The 16210-nt window shown below is 66.6% G+C and carries 16 protein-coding genes; 3 read left to right on the plus strand and 13 right to left on the minus strand.

The window, feature by feature from the left end; all coding sequences use genetic code 11:
* Positions 1-235 precede the first annotated feature (235 nt).
* From A5711_RS25660 to A5711_RS25690, 8 genes are all read right to left on the minus strand, one after another.
* Positions 236-799: an amidohydrolase family protein gene (locus A5711_RS25660; protein ID WP_156669854.1), complete on the minus strand. Its 564-nt coding sequence runs from the start codon at positions 797-799 to the stop codon at positions 236-238.
* A gap of 145 nt (positions 800-944) precedes the next feature.
* A complete protein-coding gene (locus tag A5711_RS25665; RefSeq protein WP_067784112.1) occupies positions 945-1634 on the minus strand; it encodes a TetR/AcrR family transcriptional regulator in 690 nt (229 codons plus the stop codon).
* 116 nt (positions 1635-1750) lie between these two features.
* Positions 1751-2188, minus strand: a complete 438-nt coding sequence (locus A5711_RS25670; RefSeq protein WP_067951458.1) for a nuclear transport factor 2 family protein — start codon at positions 2186-2188, stop codon at positions 1751-1753.
* A complete protein-coding gene (locus A5711_RS25675) occupies positions 2185-3408 on the minus strand; it encodes a CaiB/BaiF CoA-transferase family protein (protein WP_067951460.1) in 1224 nt (407 codons plus the stop codon). The genes A5711_RS25670 and A5711_RS25675 overlap by 4 nt, the downstream gene beginning before the upstream one ends.
* Before the next feature lie 25 nt (positions 3409-3433).
* On the minus strand, positions 3434-5029 hold the full coding sequence (locus A5711_RS25680) for a GMC family oxidoreductase (protein ID WP_067951462.1): 1596 nt from the start codon (positions 5027-5029) through the stop codon (positions 3434-3436).
* Between the two features lie 226 nt (positions 5030-5255).
* Positions 5256-5489: a hypothetical protein gene (locus tag A5711_RS25685; protein ID WP_067951464.1), complete on the minus strand. Its 234-nt coding sequence runs from the start codon at positions 5487-5489 to the stop codon at positions 5256-5258.
* Positions 5490-5535: 46 nt separating this feature from the next.
* Entirely contained in the window at positions 5536-5676 is a 141-nt protein-coding gene (locus A5711_RS27100) for a hypothetical protein (RefSeq protein WP_156673444.1), read from the minus strand.
* A gap of 84 nt (positions 5677-5760) precedes the next feature.
* Complete coding sequence (locus A5711_RS25690; protein WP_067951466.1) at positions 5761-7239, minus strand: DUF4185 domain-containing protein; 1479 nt, start codon at positions 7237-7239, stop codon at positions 5761-5763.
* Between the two features lie 576 nt (positions 7240-7815).
* On the opposite strand from A5711_RS25690, the gene A5711_RS25695 reads away from it, so the two are divergent.
* From A5711_RS25695 to A5711_RS25705, 3 genes are read left to right on the plus strand one after another with little or no spacing between them, the layout of a single operon-like run.
* Positions 7816-9042, plus strand: a complete 1227-nt coding sequence (locus A5711_RS25695) for an acetyl-CoA acetyltransferase (RefSeq protein ID WP_067951468.1) — start codon at positions 7816-7818, stop codon at positions 9040-9042.
* Between the two features lies 1 nt (position 9043).
* On the plus strand, positions 9044-10558 hold the full coding sequence (locus tag A5711_RS25700) for a carotenoid oxygenase family protein (RefSeq protein WP_067951470.1): 1515 nt from the start codon (positions 9044-9046) through the stop codon (positions 10556-10558).
* Positions 10558-11043, plus strand: a complete 486-nt coding sequence (locus tag A5711_RS25705) for a VOC family protein (protein ID WP_067951472.1) — start codon at positions 10558-10560, stop codon at positions 11041-11043. The genes A5711_RS25700 and A5711_RS25705 overlap by 1 nt, the downstream gene beginning before the upstream one ends.
* A gap of 4 nt (positions 11044-11047) precedes the next feature.
* Here A5711_RS25705 and A5711_RS25710 read toward each other — a convergent pair whose 3' ends face one another.
* From A5711_RS25710 to A5711_RS25730, 5 genes are all read right to left on the minus strand, one after another.
* Positions 11048-11482, minus strand: coding sequence for a hypothetical protein (locus A5711_RS25710; protein ID WP_067951474.1), 435 nt, complete (start codon positions 11480-11482; stop codon positions 11048-11050).
* 64 nt (positions 11483-11546) lie between these two features.
* Complete coding sequence (locus tag A5711_RS25715; protein WP_067951476.1) at positions 11547-12017, minus strand: SRPBCC family protein; 471 nt, start codon at positions 12015-12017, stop codon at positions 11547-11549.
* 4 nt (positions 12018-12021) lie between these two features.
* Complete coding sequence (locus A5711_RS25720) at positions 12022-12210, minus strand: antitoxin (protein ID WP_067951478.1); 189 nt, start codon at positions 12208-12210, stop codon at positions 12022-12024.
* Between the two features lie 26 nt (positions 12211-12236).
* Positions 12237-14624: a cation-translocating P-type ATPase gene (locus A5711_RS25725; RefSeq protein WP_067951480.1), complete on the minus strand. Its 2388-nt coding sequence runs from the start codon at positions 14622-14624 to the stop codon at positions 12237-12239.
* On the minus strand, positions 14621-16198 hold the full coding sequence (locus A5711_RS25730) for a serine hydrolase (RefSeq protein WP_067951482.1): 1578 nt from the start codon (positions 16196-16198) through the stop codon (positions 14621-14623). The genes A5711_RS25725 and A5711_RS25730 overlap by 4 nt, the downstream gene beginning before the upstream one ends.
* Between the last annotated feature and the right edge of the window lie 12 nt (positions 16199-16210).

The following is a 16210-nucleotide window of genomic DNA, read 5'->3' on the forward strand; positions in this document are numbered from 1 at the left end:
TTGTGCCGATGTGGGATCCGGAATTGTGCGCGGCCGAGGTGCGGCGTCTGGCCGACAAAGGCTGCAAGGCCATCAGCTTCCTCGAGGCACCGCACGCTTTCGGCTTCCCCAGCTTTCACAACGAGCACTGGGACCCGATGCTGACCGCGATGTCGGAGACGGGCAGCGTGCTGTGCATGCACATCGGGGCCAGCGGCGGCCTGATCACGCTGGCGCCTGACGCTCCGATCGACCATCACATCATCCTGCCCACCCAGCTCACGCTGATGGCCTTGCAGCCTTTGTCGGCCAGACGCCGCACCTCGGCCGCGCACAATTCCGGATCCCACATCGGCACAATGCCGATCGGGATGAACCGGCCCGGATGCGATCCGCACCACTCGTCGACGTGCCAGTCGTTGTAGGCCTTCAGCATGATCAGCGCGAGGTCCTTGTCCGCCGCCTCGCAGAACGTCCGCGCGTTGAACCCCGCCATGGTCGGGAAGTTCATGGACGCGAGGACGCCCCCGGCGTCCATATCGCGCACCCGCAGGTTGACGTCGTAGCAGGCGGGCCGAATCTCGGAGAACACGCCGGGGTTGAAGCCCCATTCCTCTTTGGGCCACGTGACCACCGCGCACATGCCGAACGGCGTCGAGGTCTCGATGCCCTGAAATACCCAGCGATCAATGCCCTCCGGGCTGCGCTCGACCTTTGGCGCCTGGTCCGCCCACTTCTGGGGGACATGGCCTTTGAACATATCCGGCGGTTCGATCACGTGGTCATCGATGCTCACCAAGATCATGTCGTCAAGATTCACCGCAAACTCTCCTCGCAGTCCGAGTCGGTGTATCCGCTATAGAAGAACACCGTTCTCATGCGAGGCTAGCCGACGCCGCAGCCCCAGGCAATGCTTGCGATACCCAGTACAGACCTTGTCCGGGTGCGCGCCTTTCGCGCCCCGGTCAGGGCCGGGTAAAGGCGGTTTCCAAGAAGGTCCAGAACTGGTCGAACGCGACGTTCTCGCCCACATAGAAGCCGAGCACGCGCGCTTGCAACATCTCCATCGTCGTGTGCAGCAAGATCGACGCGATCGTCGAATCATCTAGCGGCGGACTGCGCATACCGGCGTCACGGCACGCGGCAAGTAGCTCGGTCAGCGCTCGGTGCTGGGGCTGAAGCAAGGCCGAAAGCTCGGCCGGACGGGTTTCGCTGAGCCGCTGATGAAAGCTGACCAACGAGCGCTGCAACAGTGGCGGGGCCGGATCGGACGCCAACCACTCGGCTTGCATGAAGGCCCGAAGGCGATCCAGCGGGTCAGTGCCCGCTTCGGCGACCGCGGCCAGCTGCCGCTCGAGGCCGCCGAGCGTGGCTTCTTCGTAGATGGCCAGGAAAAGGTCGTCGGTACCGCTGAACGATTGGTAGAAAGACCGCAGTGACATGCCTGATCGTTCGACGACCTTTCGGACGGAGAGATTTTCCGCGCCTCCCTCACTGAGCAGTTCCAGCGCGATGTGCAGGAACCGGTCGCTGCGCGCCTGAGCCCGTTTGCGCACATCCTCGGTCGCCCGCTCCGTCGAGCGCACCCGCCAGCGCGACTCCGGCCGTGGCGCCGACGTCAACCAGGCCGATACGTCGGTGCCTGATTTGCTCACACACCACAGCGTAGCGAGTCGGCGTTTCCATTAGCCGATAACGTTGGCCTCGGCTAACGGATACAAGTAGTGCTCATGATGAGAACATGTAGAGATCTCGATGACGCACGGGGCCGTCACGTGCGTTGTTCGGCCGTCGCCGCCGGCCTGGCAAGGGTCTGCACGCGGCGATCGGTGAAGCGCCACACCCCGTCGGATCCGCGGGCCAATCTATCCAGGTAGCGCCCCGCCAGGGCGATGACCGTCGTACCTGCCTGACCGCTTCGGTCCAGCATTGCCCAACCACTCACAGCGCTCGCATGGTCGCCGTCGACGGTGATGACGGGATTGACGACAGCATGCAGGGTGCCAGGGCGGTCGGTGGGGCGCAGACCCGCCCACAGCGCCGCCAGCTCGGCGCGGCCCCGGTAGGTCCGTCCCATCGCGGCGAAGGAACAACTCTCGTCGAACAATTCGAGCAGTTCATCGGTCGCGCCGCTGTCGAGTAACGCGCAGTAGCGCTCGATCACCCCGCGGATACGCAGCTCGTCGACCAACGCGTCGGCGGCGGTCACGCGACGACGCCCTTGACCTTTAGATCGATGATGTCGTCCCAGTCCATGCCGAGGTCGTCGGTCAAAATCGCGTCCCCGTGTTCGTTGAAGTCGGGCGCGCGTCGCGTCGGTGCCGGCTCCTCGTCGAACTGGACGGGCGTGGCCACCAGCGGGTGCTTGTCACCCGAGGCGGCCTCGGCCTGCACCACATACCCGTTGGCGATGACCTGTGGGTCGGCGGTCACCTCGATAGAGTCCTGGACCGGCGCCCACTGGCCACGGAAGTCGCCGAGGCGTTGCTTCCATTCGGCCAGCGGCGCAGAGGCGAACCGCTCGGCGAGGATCGACCTCGCGACGGGGCTGTTCGCGGCGAAGCTTGCGACATCGGCGAACCGCTCGTCATCGACCAATTCGGCCAGGCCCATCACCCGACAAGTCTCGGGCCAGTAGTGAAATCCCTGCAGGCACGCCAATTGCAACCAGTGCCCGTCCGAGGTCTGGTAGGTGGCCACCAGCGGGTTGCCCACATCTGTGCCGACCGGGAACTGGCCCCATGGATGGTTCAACTCGTGCGACAACGCGATGGCGGCCCCCATCGCCCACATCCCGGTGGCGAGAAGCGACACGTCGACAACCGGCGGCTGGCCCGTGCGTTCGCGATGCAGCAGTGCCGCCGAGATGCCGCCCGCGATGGTCATCGCGCCGATCGAGTCGCCGTACGCGGGGGCCGGTTGGCCCGGAATAGCCTCGAATTCAACGGGTTTGGCCCCGTAGGCCACCCCGGCGCGGCACCAGTAGCCCAGCACGTCGTATCCCCCGCGATCGGCGTCCGGGCCGCGCGAGCCGAACCCTGACCCACGGACGTAAACGATGTTGGGATTGGCGGCCCGGATGTCGTCGACGTCGATGCGCAGCTTGGAACGCACCGCGGGCAGCTTGTTGGTCAGGAAGACGTCGCAGGTCGCCGCCAACTTGTAGAGGATGCCGACGCCTTCGGGCGTGCTCAAATCCAAACCGATGCTTCGCTTTCCGCGATTGGAATGTTGAAGCAGCGGATGCCACGCACCACCGTCGAGGCCTAGGTTGCCGGTTGACATGATGCCTCGCATCGCGTCGCCGCGCTCGGCGGGTTCCACCTTGATCACGTCCGCGCCCCAGTCGGACAGGATCGCCGAAGCCGCGGGAACGAAGGTGTGCTCGGCGACCTCGAGGACGCGGATCCCTTGCATCACAGCGGTCATGGCAACTGTCCTAACTGTCGATCGGTCATCGGTCCTCGAGGATCATTTCGGCGGCCCGCCAGGCCATCGCCATGATGGGGCCGTTGAGATTGCCCGCCACCATCGTCGGCAGGATGGACACGTCGACGACACGCAGCCCGGGCACCCCACGCACACGCAGGCGGGCGTCCAACGGATCGGATTCCGCCGGCCCCATCGCGCACGCCCCGGACGCGTGATACCCGGCGCCGCCGTAGAGCAGTCCTGCCCGCAGGATGCTGTCGTCGTCGTCGACCGCGGGACCGGGTTCGATCTCCGAAAAGATCATGTCGGTGACGGGATGCTGCTCGACGATCTCTCGCATGCGCCGGAACATTGCCACCGATACCCTTTTGTCGTAATCGGTTTCGAGGTATGCGACCTCGACGCGCGGCGGCTGACCGGGATCGGCCGATCGAATCCGCACCGAGCCCTGACTGGTCGGCCGCAGAACGAAGCCCAGGAGGGATAGGCCCGCCCGGCCTTCGATGCCCCCGTCCACGGGCCCGACACCCAACGAGAAGGGTGTCATGAGCACTTGGGCGTCGGGCCGCTCGCTGGACGGGTCGGCGCGGATGAAACTGAGCATGTCGTAGGCGGCGGTGCCGATCGGCCCCTTGCGGGTGGTCAGATAGCGCAGCCCCGCGCGCGCCTGCCCAACGGGGGTGGACAGAAACCGGTTGTAGCCCTTGTTCTCTTTGAGCCGCATCTGCAGCGGTATGCACCGGTGCTCGCGCAATCCTTCGCCGATTCGCGGGCTGTCCACCCTGACGTCGACGCCGGCCGCGGTCAATACTTCTTTCGGCCCAATCCCCGACAGTTGCAACAGCTTCGGAGTTGCCAAACTCCCGCACGAGATGATCACCTCGCGGGAGGCTCGAAGCTCCTGCTTGCCCTTGGCCGAACTCACCTCCACACCCACGGCGCGATCGGATTCGAAGACGATTCGTTGGGCGATTGCGCCGGTCAGCACCGTGAGGTTGGGCCGCTTCATAGCGGGGTGCAGAAAAGCCCTCGCGGAGTTGACTCGTTTACCCTTCCGCATTGTGGCCGCGGTGTACCCCGTGCGCTCCTCGTCGGAGGCGTTGATGTCCTCGACCCGCTTGATGCCCAGAGTGGTCGCGGCATCCATCAGCGCCTCGGAGACCTCGTCGTGGGTGTTGATAACGCTTACACCGAGGGGGCCGCCGGCGCCGCGGACCGCGGAGGGGCCCAGACTGTGATCCTCGATAGTCCGGAAGACGCGCAGCATCTGGTCCCAGCCCCAGCCGGGATTGCCGCGGGCGACGATATCGTCGTAGTCGGCCGCCTGCCCCCTGTTGTAGACCAGCCCATTGATCGAACTCGACCCGCCGAGTAGCTTGCCCCTGACCCAATGCTCCTGCTGTCGGTGCGGCCCAAACGGTTCCACGTCGTATTCCCACACGTAGCGCGGGTTTTTCATCAAAAACGCGAAGCCCTTGGGCATTGACACCAACGGGTTGCGGTCGGTGCCGCCAGCCTCGAGGAGCAAGACTTTGTTGCCGGGGTCCACACTGAGCCGATCAGCCAATACGCACCCCGCAGACCCGCCACCCACCACGACGTAGTCGAACTCGCTCACCGTCAGCCCTTCCGATTCGGCGTACTCGCTGCACGAGAACAGTGTTCTCAGCAGAGTAGCCTCGGCGGTTCAGCGACGGAAGTACCTCAGCGAATCCCTAGCGTCGAGACGGTGCTGCGAGCGCCCTGATGATTGAGATGATCGGCAGCAATTCTCGAACCCGGCGGCATCGTCACGGCGCGAGCTCGTTGCGGTCTGAAACCGGCAAGACTTTCGGCCGCAGGGCTCACGGTCGAATGCCGTATCCCTCACCGTCGTCAGCCAGGTAGGTGACGTCGTACCACCGCCTCGGCGGCCGGATGGTGGCGTCGTACTCCTCGGTTGGGGTCGCCCGCTCTAGCCGGACGTCCGTCAACTGCGGATTGTTCGCGCGGACATAGTCTTCCAGCTCGGCGAGCAACGCGTCGCCGGTCAGACTCGTCTCCGCGAGCGCCCTCGCTTCGCGCTTCGCCCAACTCACGCGTACATACTGCCCCGGCCGTCGCGGCCGGCGCCGACGCGCTGGGTTATGTCGCCATCCGCCCGTCGAGCATGATGCCGAGCCGGACGGCGCCATCCCTGCGGCGCACGCCCTCGATGCGCACCTCGATGTCTGGCCGCCGCGGCTTCCCGGCGGTCGACGTGGCCGGGTTCTCGAAAGTGATCATCCTCGATCTCCTCTCTCGCTAGGCCCCCGCTTCATTCAGGGTGCGCCTGCTTGACCGACTATTCGGGGTGCGACACGATCACGATTAGGGCAAGACGGTGTGCATCAGCATCACGTCGTATGCCGACCACAGCGACAGGTTGAAGTACAGGTCCCGCCCCGACGACCAGGGGTGAATCATCGGCGCATAGATGCCGCCGGGCATCGAGAAGGACGACACGAGCGGCTGCTCAGGGCTCCACGGCCCCTGCGGTGCCGGCGCGGTGCGTGCCACCACGTCGTTGCTGCCGCCGTTGGTGTAGAGCACCAGGTATTGCTTGAGATAGCTGTTGTACTGCGCCGACATTTCGCCCACCGGGCCCGGGAAGATCGGCGTCGCCGCGCCCGGGTTGTTGGGCACCCAGCGGCCGCCGTTGTCGCCGTTCCAGTACTGGTACTTGGTGAGGTCGGGCAACTGACCCGGCGGCACCCGCGACAGGAACGCCGCACCGCCACGTCCCGACGGAGTCCCGAACTGATACAGGTAGCCGTCGTTGCCCTTCATGAAGGCACCCATTTGGAAGTTTTCGTTACCAGGGGTGAACCCGGCTCCCGGAATGGCGTCCGCGGAGGCCGTGCGGATCGAGGTGGGGAAAATCCCCCAGTTCTGCCCGTTGTCGTTGGACCGTGCGATCGCCGAGTAGTTCGTGCTCCATTCGCCGTCTCTGCCCCACTGCCGGATCGACATGTAGCTCATGTACTGCGTCCTGCCGATCGAGATGCCGGCGGTCGGAATGATCCCCGTCTCGTGGGCGGCCTTATGGATGGTGTTGACGACCTGCTTGGACAGGCTCGGCGCCCACACCGGTGAACCGGAGTACCGGTCGTTGGGGACGCCCTCCGCGATGTGGATTCCATGCGACAGATCCCGGTCCGAGCTGCGGAACAGCGTGTTGTAGCGCCACTGTTGACCCTTGACCTTGCAGTAGCCGAAGGTGTCGCCGAAGGCCATCAGCACCTGACGGTTCACCGGATCCCCGTTGTCCCAAGCGATACCGAGGTCGGTGCCGGAAATGCTGAAACGCTGCAGAGTCTTGTTCGGGCCGTCGGGCCCGGTCACCCAGTCGACGAGCGATGTGGGCGCCCCGGCAATCGAGACGGGCGGCGCCTCCGCCGGCGGCTGCGGCGGCGGGACCGGGGCCGCGTTGGGCTGCAACTGGCCGGCGTTGGGCGGTTGTGGCAGACCGGGGACGGGAGGATTCGGGCCGGGCGGAAGGACCTCCGCTTGCGGTCGCATCGGCGCGGCCTGTCGAGGGGCCGCCGGCTTGAGGAATGAGGAGATCAGCGGTCCCAGCCTGGGCAGGGGCGCCTGGTCATTGGTGTGGGTGGGTCTGCGCCCGGTGGGTGGTTGGACGACGGGCTGGGGTGCGGGCACGGCCGGCTGCGCGGCCGGCGGTTCCACATTCGCTTCGGGTGCTCCACACGGGGTGGCATTGGCCGTCGGCGCCGGGCCGACCACGTAGACGAGTCCGACAGCGGCCGCCGACGCCATCGATAGCGACACACTTCGAAGAATCGCCGACATCTAACACCTTTCGAGCTGCGGGGACACCGCATTGACGTCCGTAGTTGGCTCATGTGACGATAGTGATTAGCGCGACTGTTGTGACTAGTGATGCGTCGATAGGTACGGATCCGTGACCGTGTCGAAACACCGCCCGGCGGGCAGCCGTCGCCCGCCTCACCCGCTCCCTCGCCGGGCCCGGCGCGGCCCTTCTCCCTCCGGTGGCGTCCGCCTCGCAGCGACAAGCTCACGCACCCGTCCCCGGCCGTCAGTCAATCGAGACGGGCGTATCCGCGCGCGCCCGATTCGCGGTGCCCGGCACGGTCCCAACCCGGACGCGAGCCGCCCGCGACAAACCCGAAGCGTTCAAAATGGTTTCGCCGCGCACGGCATCAGGTTGAGTCCGCATGTTTGTCTGCCGCCGTACGGGGCAATGTTCCATAAGAGGCGAACGCGTCGGCCGGCCTTCGCGTACGCCTAGGTCCCGTCGGTTCAGCCCGAGAGCCGACGGGGCCGCCCCATTTCGGGCACCTTCTCGACCGCGACCGCCTGCGATACGCCTGAACGATGAGGTTTTCCAGGAGTACCGTGCGGCGTATGGATGACTCGGCGGGTGTGTGGATCCTGGGCGGTTGGCAAACCGATTTCGCCCGCAACCTCACCAAGGAGGGCCGCGACTTCGCCGACCTGACCGCGGAGGTCGTCCAGGGCACGCTCGCCTCGGCCAGGGTGAACGCAGCCGACATCCAAGTGGTCCATGTCGCGAACGCCTTCGGGGAGATGTTCGCCGGCCAGGGTCACCTCGGGGCGATGCCGGCCACGGTCTGCGCCGAACTCTGGGACATTCCCGCCTCCCGGCACGAGGCGGCGTGCGCGTCCGGCAGCATCGCGACGCTGTCGGCGATCGCCGACCTGCGGTCGGGCGCGTACGACACCGCGCTGGTGGTGGGGGTTGAGCTCGAGAAGACGGTGCCCGGCGACACCGCGGCCCAGCACCTGGGTGCGGCCGCGTGGACGGGTCACGAGGGCGCCGACGCGCGTTACCTGTGGCCGTCGATGTTCGCCCAAGTCGCCGACGAGTACGACCGGCGCTATGGCTTGGACGACGCACACCTGCGGGCGATCGCGCAGCTGAACTTCGCCAACGCGCGGCGTAACCCCAACGCCCAGACACGTGGATGGACCGTCCCCGACCCCATCACCGACGACGACGCCGCCAATCCGATCACCGAGGGCCGGTTGCGGCGCTTCGACTGCAGCCAAATGACCGACGGCGCCGCTGGATTGGTTTTGGTCGGCGCCGACTATCTGCGCGACCATCCGGATGCGCGCCCGATCGGGCGCATCGAGGGCTGGGGGCACCGGACGGTGGGGCTGGGTCTGCGGCAGAAGCTGGACCGGGCCGCTGACGACCCCTACGTCCTTCCGCACGTGCGGGCCGCGGTGCACGACGCGCTGGCCCGCGCCCGCCTGAGCCTCGACCACCTCGACGGGTACGAGGTGCACGACTGCTTCACCCCCAGCGAGTATCTGGCCATCGACCACATCGGGCTGACCGGCCCCGGTGAGTCATGGAAGGCCATCGAAAACGGCGAGATCGAGATCGGCGGCCGGCTGCCGATCAACCCCAGCGGCGGGCTGATCGGCGGCGGTCATCCTGTCGGGGCTTCCGGCGTGCGCATGCTGCTCGACGCGGCCAAGCAGGTCAGCGGCGCGGCCGGGGAGTATCAGGTAGACGGCGCGAAAGCGTTCGGCACCCTCAACTTCGGCGGCAGCACCGCCACCACGGTCAGTTTCATTGTCAGGACAGCAGAAAGCGTGTGACATGGACGTTGAGATCGTCGGAAAGTTCCTGTCCACGCTGCCCGAGGACGACGACCACCCGTACCGGACCGGGCCGTGGCGTCCCCAGACCACCGAGTGGGACGCCGACGACCTCACCGCCGTGGAAGGGGAAATCCCGCGCGACCTCGACGGCATCTACCTGCGTAACACCGAGAATCCGCTGCACCCGGCGCTGAAGACCTATCACCCGTTCGACGGCGACGGCATGCTGCACATGGTCGGGTTCCGCGACGGAAAGGCCTTCTACCGCAACCGCTTTGTCCGCACCGACGGCTTCCTGGCCGAGAACGAAGCCGCTGGCCCGCTGTGGCCGGGGCTGGCCGAGCCGGTGCAATTGGCCAAGCGCGAGGAGGGGTGGGGGGCCCGCACCCGGATGAAGGACGCGTCGAGCACCGACGTCATCGTGCACCGGGGCGTCGCACTGACCAGCTTCTACCAATGCGGCGACCTCTACCGGGTCAATCCATACTCGGGCGAGACGCTGGGCAAGGAAAGCTGGAACGGGCGCTTCCCGACCGATTGGGGCGTGTCCGCGCACCCGAAGGTGGACGGCAAAACCGGTGAATTGCTGTTCTTCAACTACAGCAAGCGGGAGCCGTACATGCGCTACGGCGTGGTCGACGAGAACAGCGAGCTGGTCCACTACATGGACATCCCGCTGCCAGGGCCGCGACTGCCGCACGATATGGCGTTCACCGAAAACTACGTGATTCTCAACGATTTTCCGCTGTTCTGGGACCCCGCCCTGCTCGAGCACGACGTGCACCTGCCGCGCTTCTACCCCGACATCCCATCGCGGTTCGCGATCCTCCCCCGCCGCGGTGGGACCGGTGACATCCGGTGGTTCGAGGCGGCCCCGACGTTCGTGCTGCACTTCGTCAACGCCTACGAGGACGGTGACGAGATCGTCCTCGACGGCTTCTTCGAGGACGACCCCTCCCCGCTGGACACCGGCGGGTCGAAGTGGGACAAGCTGTTTCGGTTCCTGGCGCTCGATCGCCTGCAGTCGCGGCTGCATCGTTGGCGTTTCAACCTGACCACCGGGGCGGTGCGGGAGGAGCGGCTCTCGGAGTCCATCACCGAGTTCGGCACCATCAACCCGGACTATGCCGCGGGCGACTACCGCTACGCCTATGCCGCCACCGGCAAGCCGGGCTGGTTCTTGTTCGACGGGCTGGTCAAACACGACCTGCGCACCGGGAACCAACAGGAATTCCGCTTCGGCGACGGCGTCTATGGAAGCGAGACGGCGATGGCGCCACGGGTCGGCGCCACCGGTGAGGACGACGGTTACCTGGTCACGCTCACCACCGACATGAACACCGACGCCTCCTATTGCGTGGTCTTCGACGCCGCCCGGATCGCCGATGGCCCGGTGTGCAAACTCCAACTGCCGGAGCGTATTTCGAGCGGTACCCATTCGACGTGGGCCGCCGGCCACCAGCTGCGGCGCTGGGATACCGCCGAGTCGGCGGCAAGCGCGGTCGGCTTGTGATGGCCGCCCAGCATCCTCGCCGCACCACGCACTGGCCGGTACAGCTGGCGTCGATCGGCGGCATTCGCTTCGCGCGCCGGTCGGCGAACTTCCAGGAGACGGTGCGGTTCTACCGAGAGCTGGTCGGCTTGCCGCTCTTCGAAACCTTCGGTGACAGTTACGGCAGCAACGGCGCCATCTTCGGCCTGCCCAGCTGGAATCTGACCCTGGAGATCGTGGAATCCGTCGAGGCCGTCGCCGTGGACCACCACGAACAGCTGTGCCTGTACTTCCCCGACCCGCAGGCGCAACAGGCGGCGATCGCCCGCCTGCAAGCGGCGGGGATCGACCCCGTCGACCAGCATCCGTACTGGGCGGCGACGGGCGCCGTCACCTACCGCGACCCGGACGGTCGCGAAATCGTGTTCGCGCCCTTCGTGTTCGGCGTCAACGAGCCGAGCGACAGCTTGGCCTCGGGAACGCACGAGTTCCCCTCGCCCCCCTGAGGTCTCAGCGGCCGGACCGACCGGAAGCCAGCGCCGCGATGACCGCCGCAACCGAGCAGATGACCGCACACACCGCCGCGACCGCCCCGACGTACAGGCCGTATTGGGCCGATACCGGCGGATTGACGTTGAGCTTGTAGTACCACGCTGTCAGCGCGACGATCAACAGCGAAATCACCAGCGCGCCAACCGAAGCGAGCCTGACCGACAGCCCGCGGCCGACCATCGCCCCGGTCACCAACAGCGCGGAGGACAGCAGGACGATGAGCTGGCCCGCGCCGAACCCCCGCGGCAGTTCCAAGTTCCCGTGGGCGCCTCCGATGGCGTTTGCCCAGCCCCCGCCGTTGACCGCCGTCGTCAACCACGGCAGCCAGGCGCTGGCCGAAATCACCAAGGCGAAGAGCGCCACCAGCCAACCAGGGCGCAGCCGGCGAGTCATGCAAGCGAGATTAGCCGACGTGAGACCGACCTCGGCGCCGTCACGCTCGCGTGGCGCCCGTCGGTCAGCGACGACCGCCGGAGCCGTTCATCCCGGGGTCGGGGCGGGTGAATACCGTGACGAAGTTCTGCAGCGACATGTCGATGTCGCCACGCAGCGCGGCGGCGACGATCATGCCGATGGGCCCGAACAGGGCGGGGCCACCGAGGTGGACGTCGAAGCTGACGATCGAGCCCTCTTCCGCGGGCTGAACTTTGGCCATCAGCTTGACCTTGACGCCGCCGACGCCGTCACCGTTGAGCGTCATGCCTTCCGGCGGCTTGTAGCGCACGACCGTCCACCTGATTCGGTTGTACATGCCCTTGACTTCGACGATCGACTCCACGACCGTGCCCTTGTCGATGTCATCGGGCAGCTTGCTGCGCCACACGCGGTGGATTGTCAGCCAATCTTTGTACCGGGTCAGGTCGGACGCATGCTTCCAGGCCACCTCGGGTGGCAGCGGGACGTCGATGGATCCGGAGAGTTTCGCCATGAGCTCAGTTCTGGTCGTCGCCTTTGGCCGCGGACTCGGCCGCTTTCTTGGCCTCTTCTTGCACCTTGTGGATGGTGTCGGAGTACTTGCCCTGTGTCTTCTCGTCGACGAACTCGCCGGCCTTATCGATCGCGGTTCCGACCTTGTCGGCGTTCTGCGACAGCAGGTCTTTGGCCTTGTCCAGGAATCCCATGTACCCGTCCTTTCCCCGCCGAAATCCTACTTGGCCGGTGGCTCGCGCCACAGCCGCGGCTGCAGGCCCAGCACCCGTGCCCGGACCCACCACATCACCTCAATGGCGCCGGCGCCCAGCAAGCCGATCCCCACCGCGGTCGACGTCACCACGACATCGGAGGGGTCGAGCAGGAACGCCCGGCGGGCCAGCGGGATGCTGAAGATCACCACGTAGGCCAGGCCGGAGCCGATCACCAGCGCTACCCGCCACCACTGGTAGGGGCGCGCGACCACGGCGAGCACCCACAGCGCCGTCATCAGCAGCGTGATGAGGGCCGCGGTAGACGCCTGCTCCTGTTGCTGGAACGTCGCGTGCCGGCCGTGATAGGCCACCAGGTAGGACCCGAAAGTCGCGGTGCCGACGATGAGCCCGGAGGGTAGCGCGGAGCTCAGCACCCGACGCACGAAACCCGGGTAGGCGCGTTCGTTATTGGGGGCGAGCGACAGGATGAACGACGGGATCCCGATGGTGAACCACGCCGCGATGGTGACGTGGATCGGCTGAAACGGGTACAGCAGGGGGTCGGCGTCGAGCGGTTTCGAGAGCAGGCATTCGATGCCGACCAGCAGCGCCAGCAGCACCGAGTAGACGGTCTTGGTCAAGAACAGGTTGGCGACCCGCTCGATGTTGCCGATCACGCGCCTGCCCTCGCCGACGACATACGGCAGGGTGGCAAACCTGTTGTCCAGCAACACGATCTGGGCGACCGCGCGTGACGCCGGGCTGCCGGAACCCATGGCGACGCCGATGTCGGCATCCTTGAGCGCCAGGACGTCGTTGACGCCGTCGCCGGTCATCGCGACCGTATGCCCGTGCGATTGCAGGGCGTGCACCATCGCCCGCTTCTGGTCGGGCCGCACCCGGCCGAAGGTGGTGCAGGCGTCCAGCGCGTCGGCCAATTGCGCGGGTTCCGCCGGCAGCCGGCGTGCGTCCATCGTCTCCCCGCGCAGCCCGAGCTTGTCGGCGACGGCACCGACCGACACCGCGTTGTCGCCGGAAATGACTTTGACCGAAACACCTTGCTCGGCAAAATAATCCAGGGTGTCCGCGGCGTCCGGGCGCACCCGCTGCTCGAGAACCACCAGCGCGACGGGGGTGACCCGGCCCGGCGCGTCCGGATGGTCGACGGCGACGTCGCCCGTGCCGACCAGCAGCACCCGCAACCCCTGCGCGCCGATCCGCTCGGCCTGCTCGGCCGCCGTCGACTCCGGATCAAGCAGCACGTCCGGCGCCCCGATCACCCAGTTGCCGTCATCCCCGAAGGACACCCCGCTCCACTTGGTGGCCGACTTGAACGGCGCGGTGGCCGTGGCGATCCAGTCGGGCGGGCGCTGGTAGCTTTCGGCGATCGCCTGCATGCTGGCATTGGGCCGCGGGTCGGCGGCGGCCAACGCGGCTAGGGCGTCCGCGACCCGGTGCCGCTGTGCCGCGTCGAGTTCCTCGACGCCCGCCACGCGCATGCCGTTCTCGGTCAGGGTGCCCGTCTTGTCCGCGCAGACCACATCGACCCGGGCGAGTCCCTCGATCGCCGGCAGCTCCTGCACGAGGCACCGCCGTTGCCCCAGCCGGATCACCCCGACGGCGAACGCGACCGACGTCAGCAAGACCAACCCTTCTGGCACCATCGGGACCAGCGCGCCCACGGTACGGAGCACGGACTGCCGCCAGCCCGCGTGCGTGGTGAAAAACTGGGTGTAGATCGTCAGCAGGCCGGCCGGCACCAACAGGTAGGTGATGAACTGCAGGATCCGGTTAATCCCGTTGCGCAGTTCGGATTTGACCAACGTGAACTTGCTGGCCTCCTCGGCGAGCTTGGCGGCATAGGCCTCCGGCCCGACCTTGGTGGCGCGGTAGGCGCCCGTGCCCGCCACGACGAAGCTGCCCGACATGACCGCATCGCCGGTTGCCTTGGCCATCGGATCGGCCTCCCCGGTCAGCAACGACTCGTCGACCTCGAGATTCGCCTCTTCGACGATCTCGCCGTCGACGACGACTTGGTCCCCCGGGCCGAGTTCGATGATGTCGTCGAGCACCACCTCGGAAGGCAGCAGGGTGCGCGTACCGGATTGCCTGCGCACCAACGGTTTCGCCTGCCCGACGATGGCCAGGGCATCCAGCGTCCGCTTGGCACGAATCTCCTGGACCATGCCGACGACGCTGTTGGCGATGATGAGCAGGCCGAACATCCCGTTGATCAACGAGCCGGTCGCCAGCACGATCAGCAGCAACACCCCCAGTATCGCGTTGATCCGGGTGAAGACGTTGGCCCGCACGATGTCGGTGATGCTGCGGGTGGCGCGTTCGCGGACCGCGTTGCTCTTACCGTCGGCGACCCGCTGCGCCACCTCGGCATCGGTCAGTCCGGCGATCATCGGGTGAACGTTCCCAGCTTGTCCGCGTCGTAGTACTCCAGGTTTAGGGTCCGTCCAGAAAATGTGGCCTTGGAAACGGTTCCGGGCGGGGCGTTTTCGTCGGTCAAACCGAAGGTGAAGGTGTCGCCGTCCCAGTGCGTCAGCGTGACCATCCGGTTCTTGGGGCCCATCGCCAGCTGCAGCGAGCCGTCGTGTTCGGTGACGACGGCCGGGCCCCAGTAATCGCTGGCATACACGCCGGCGTAGTCGCCGAGCGGCCTGGCCGGCGCGGGGCTGGCCGGTGGCTGCTTGCCGACCAGCGATCCCCCCGGGTTGTTCAGCCAGCCGATCGCCTTCTTGTACAGAGCTGCCCAATCCTCACGGATCTGGCCGTACTGCACGAGATCCATGAATTCGGCGGTCAGCGTCTCCGGGATGCCGTAGGGCGCGCCATTCGTCAGCGCGATGATGCCCAAGTCCTCCGAGGGCATCACCACGAAGTTTGTCGCCGCCCCCAAATCGAAAGCGCCGGAATGGCTGTATTCGGTGCGCCCAGACGAGTCGACCGACGCGTTGAAGCCGTAGCCGTAGAACCCGGAGCGCGCCCGGGGCGTTTTCGCGGGCGCCGAAACCGTCTGGGGGCTGGTGGCGGCCAGCAAGGCTTCGGGCGAGGCGATCCGCTGGCCGTTGTAAGTTCCGTTGCCCAGCAACATCATCAGCCAGCGGGCCATGTCGTTGACCGACGAGCTCACTCCGCCCGCGGGTGACTGGGGATCGGGGTCGCGCTGGAATCGGGCCTCCCACCTGTCGGCGATCTTGATGTGGTTGACCGCATGGTTGGGTCGTGCGACGAAGTCGGCGAACCGCGAACTGGTCGACGTCATCCCCAGGGGGCGGTAGAGCACCTCGTTGGACAGGTCCTCCCAGGACTTGCCCGCCGCGGCGGCCACCGCCTCGGCCGCTGCGGTTACCCCATAGTTGGTGTAGGCGTAGCTGATTCGGAACGGGGCCAGCGGCAGGTACTTCAGCCGTTCCAGGGTCTGCCGACGGTCGTAGCCCAAGTCTTCGAGTTTGTCACCGGCGTGGTCGGGCAGCCCGGAGCGATGCGAGTACAGGTCGGCGACGGTGGCGTGGCCCGTGACGTAGGGATCGCTCAGCGTGAACCACGGCAGCTTGGATGCCACCGGGGTGTCCCACGCGACAACGTTGTCGCTGACCTCGTGCGCGACCACCGTCGAGCCGACCGACTTGGACACCGAGGCCAACTGGAAAACGGTGTCGGCGTCCACCTTGTTGTCCTGACCCTCCCCCTTGCCCACATCCTTGACGCCGAATCCTTTGGCGTACAGCACCTTTCCACCGTGAACGATGGCGACGGCCATGCCCGGGACACCGGTGCTCTTCATCAGGTCGCCGACCAGGCCGTCGACCTTGGCGACCGCCTCGTCGATTCGGCCGGCGGGGATCGCGAGACCCGACACCTCGTTGGGGGGCGCGTCCGAAAGCGCGGGCGGGCTGGATGCCTGTCGGGTGGCCCCACAACCGGTCAGACCGAGCAGCACCGTGGCAACGGCCGCGGCCGCGCGTTTCGTCATGGCGGAACTCTA

The sequence above is a fragment of the Mycobacterium sp. E2238 genome (assembly GCF_001672665.1).
Taxonomy (GTDB): Bacteria; Actinomycetota; Actinomycetes; order Mycobacteriales; family Mycobacteriaceae; genus Mycobacterium.

Bases quoted from the DNA above. Each gene is read 5' to 3' on its own strand.
- A5711_RS25675 (WP_067951460.1), bottom strand. From the start codon at position 3,408: ATGACCGCTGTGATGCAAGGGATCCGCGTCCTCGAGGTCGCCGAGCAC.
- A5711_RS27100 (WP_156673444.1), bottom strand. From the start codon at position 5,676: ATGATCACTTTCGAGAACCCGGCCACGTCGACCGCCGGGAAGCCGCGG.
- A5711_RS25690 (WP_067951466.1), bottom strand. From the start codon at position 7,239: ATGTCGGCGATTCTTCGAAGTGTGTCGCTATCGATGGCGTCGGCGGCC.
- A5711_RS25695 (WP_067951468.1), top strand. From the start codon at position 7,816: ATGGATGACTCGGCGGGTGTGTGGATCCTGGGCGGTTGGCAAACCGAT.
- A5711_RS25700 (WP_067951470.1), top strand. From the start codon at position 9,044: ATGGACGTTGAGATCGTCGGAAAGTTCCTGTCCACGCTGCCCGAGGAC.
- A5711_RS25705 (WP_067951472.1), top strand. From the start codon at position 10,558: ATGGCCGCCCAGCATCCTCGCCGCACCACGCACTGGCCGGTACAGCTG.
- A5711_RS25710 (WP_067951474.1), bottom strand. From the start codon at position 11,482: ATGACTCGCCGGCTGCGCCCTGGTTGGCTGGTGGCGCTCTTCGCCTTG.
- A5711_RS25715 (WP_067951476.1), bottom strand. From the start codon at position 12,017: ATGGCGAAACTCTCCGGATCCATCGACGTCCCGCTGCCACCCGAGGTG.
- A5711_RS25720 (WP_067951478.1), bottom strand. From the start codon at position 12,210: ATGGGATTCCTGGACAAGGCCAAAGACCTGCTGTCGCAGAACGCCGAC.
- A5711_RS25725 (WP_067951480.1), bottom strand. From the start codon at position 14,624: ATGATCGCCGGACTGACCGATGCCGAGGTGGCGCAGCGGGTCGCCGAC.
- A5711_RS25730 (WP_067951482.1), bottom strand. From the start codon at position 16,198: ATGACGAAACGCGCGGCCGCGGCCGTTGCCACGGTGCTGCTCGGTCTG.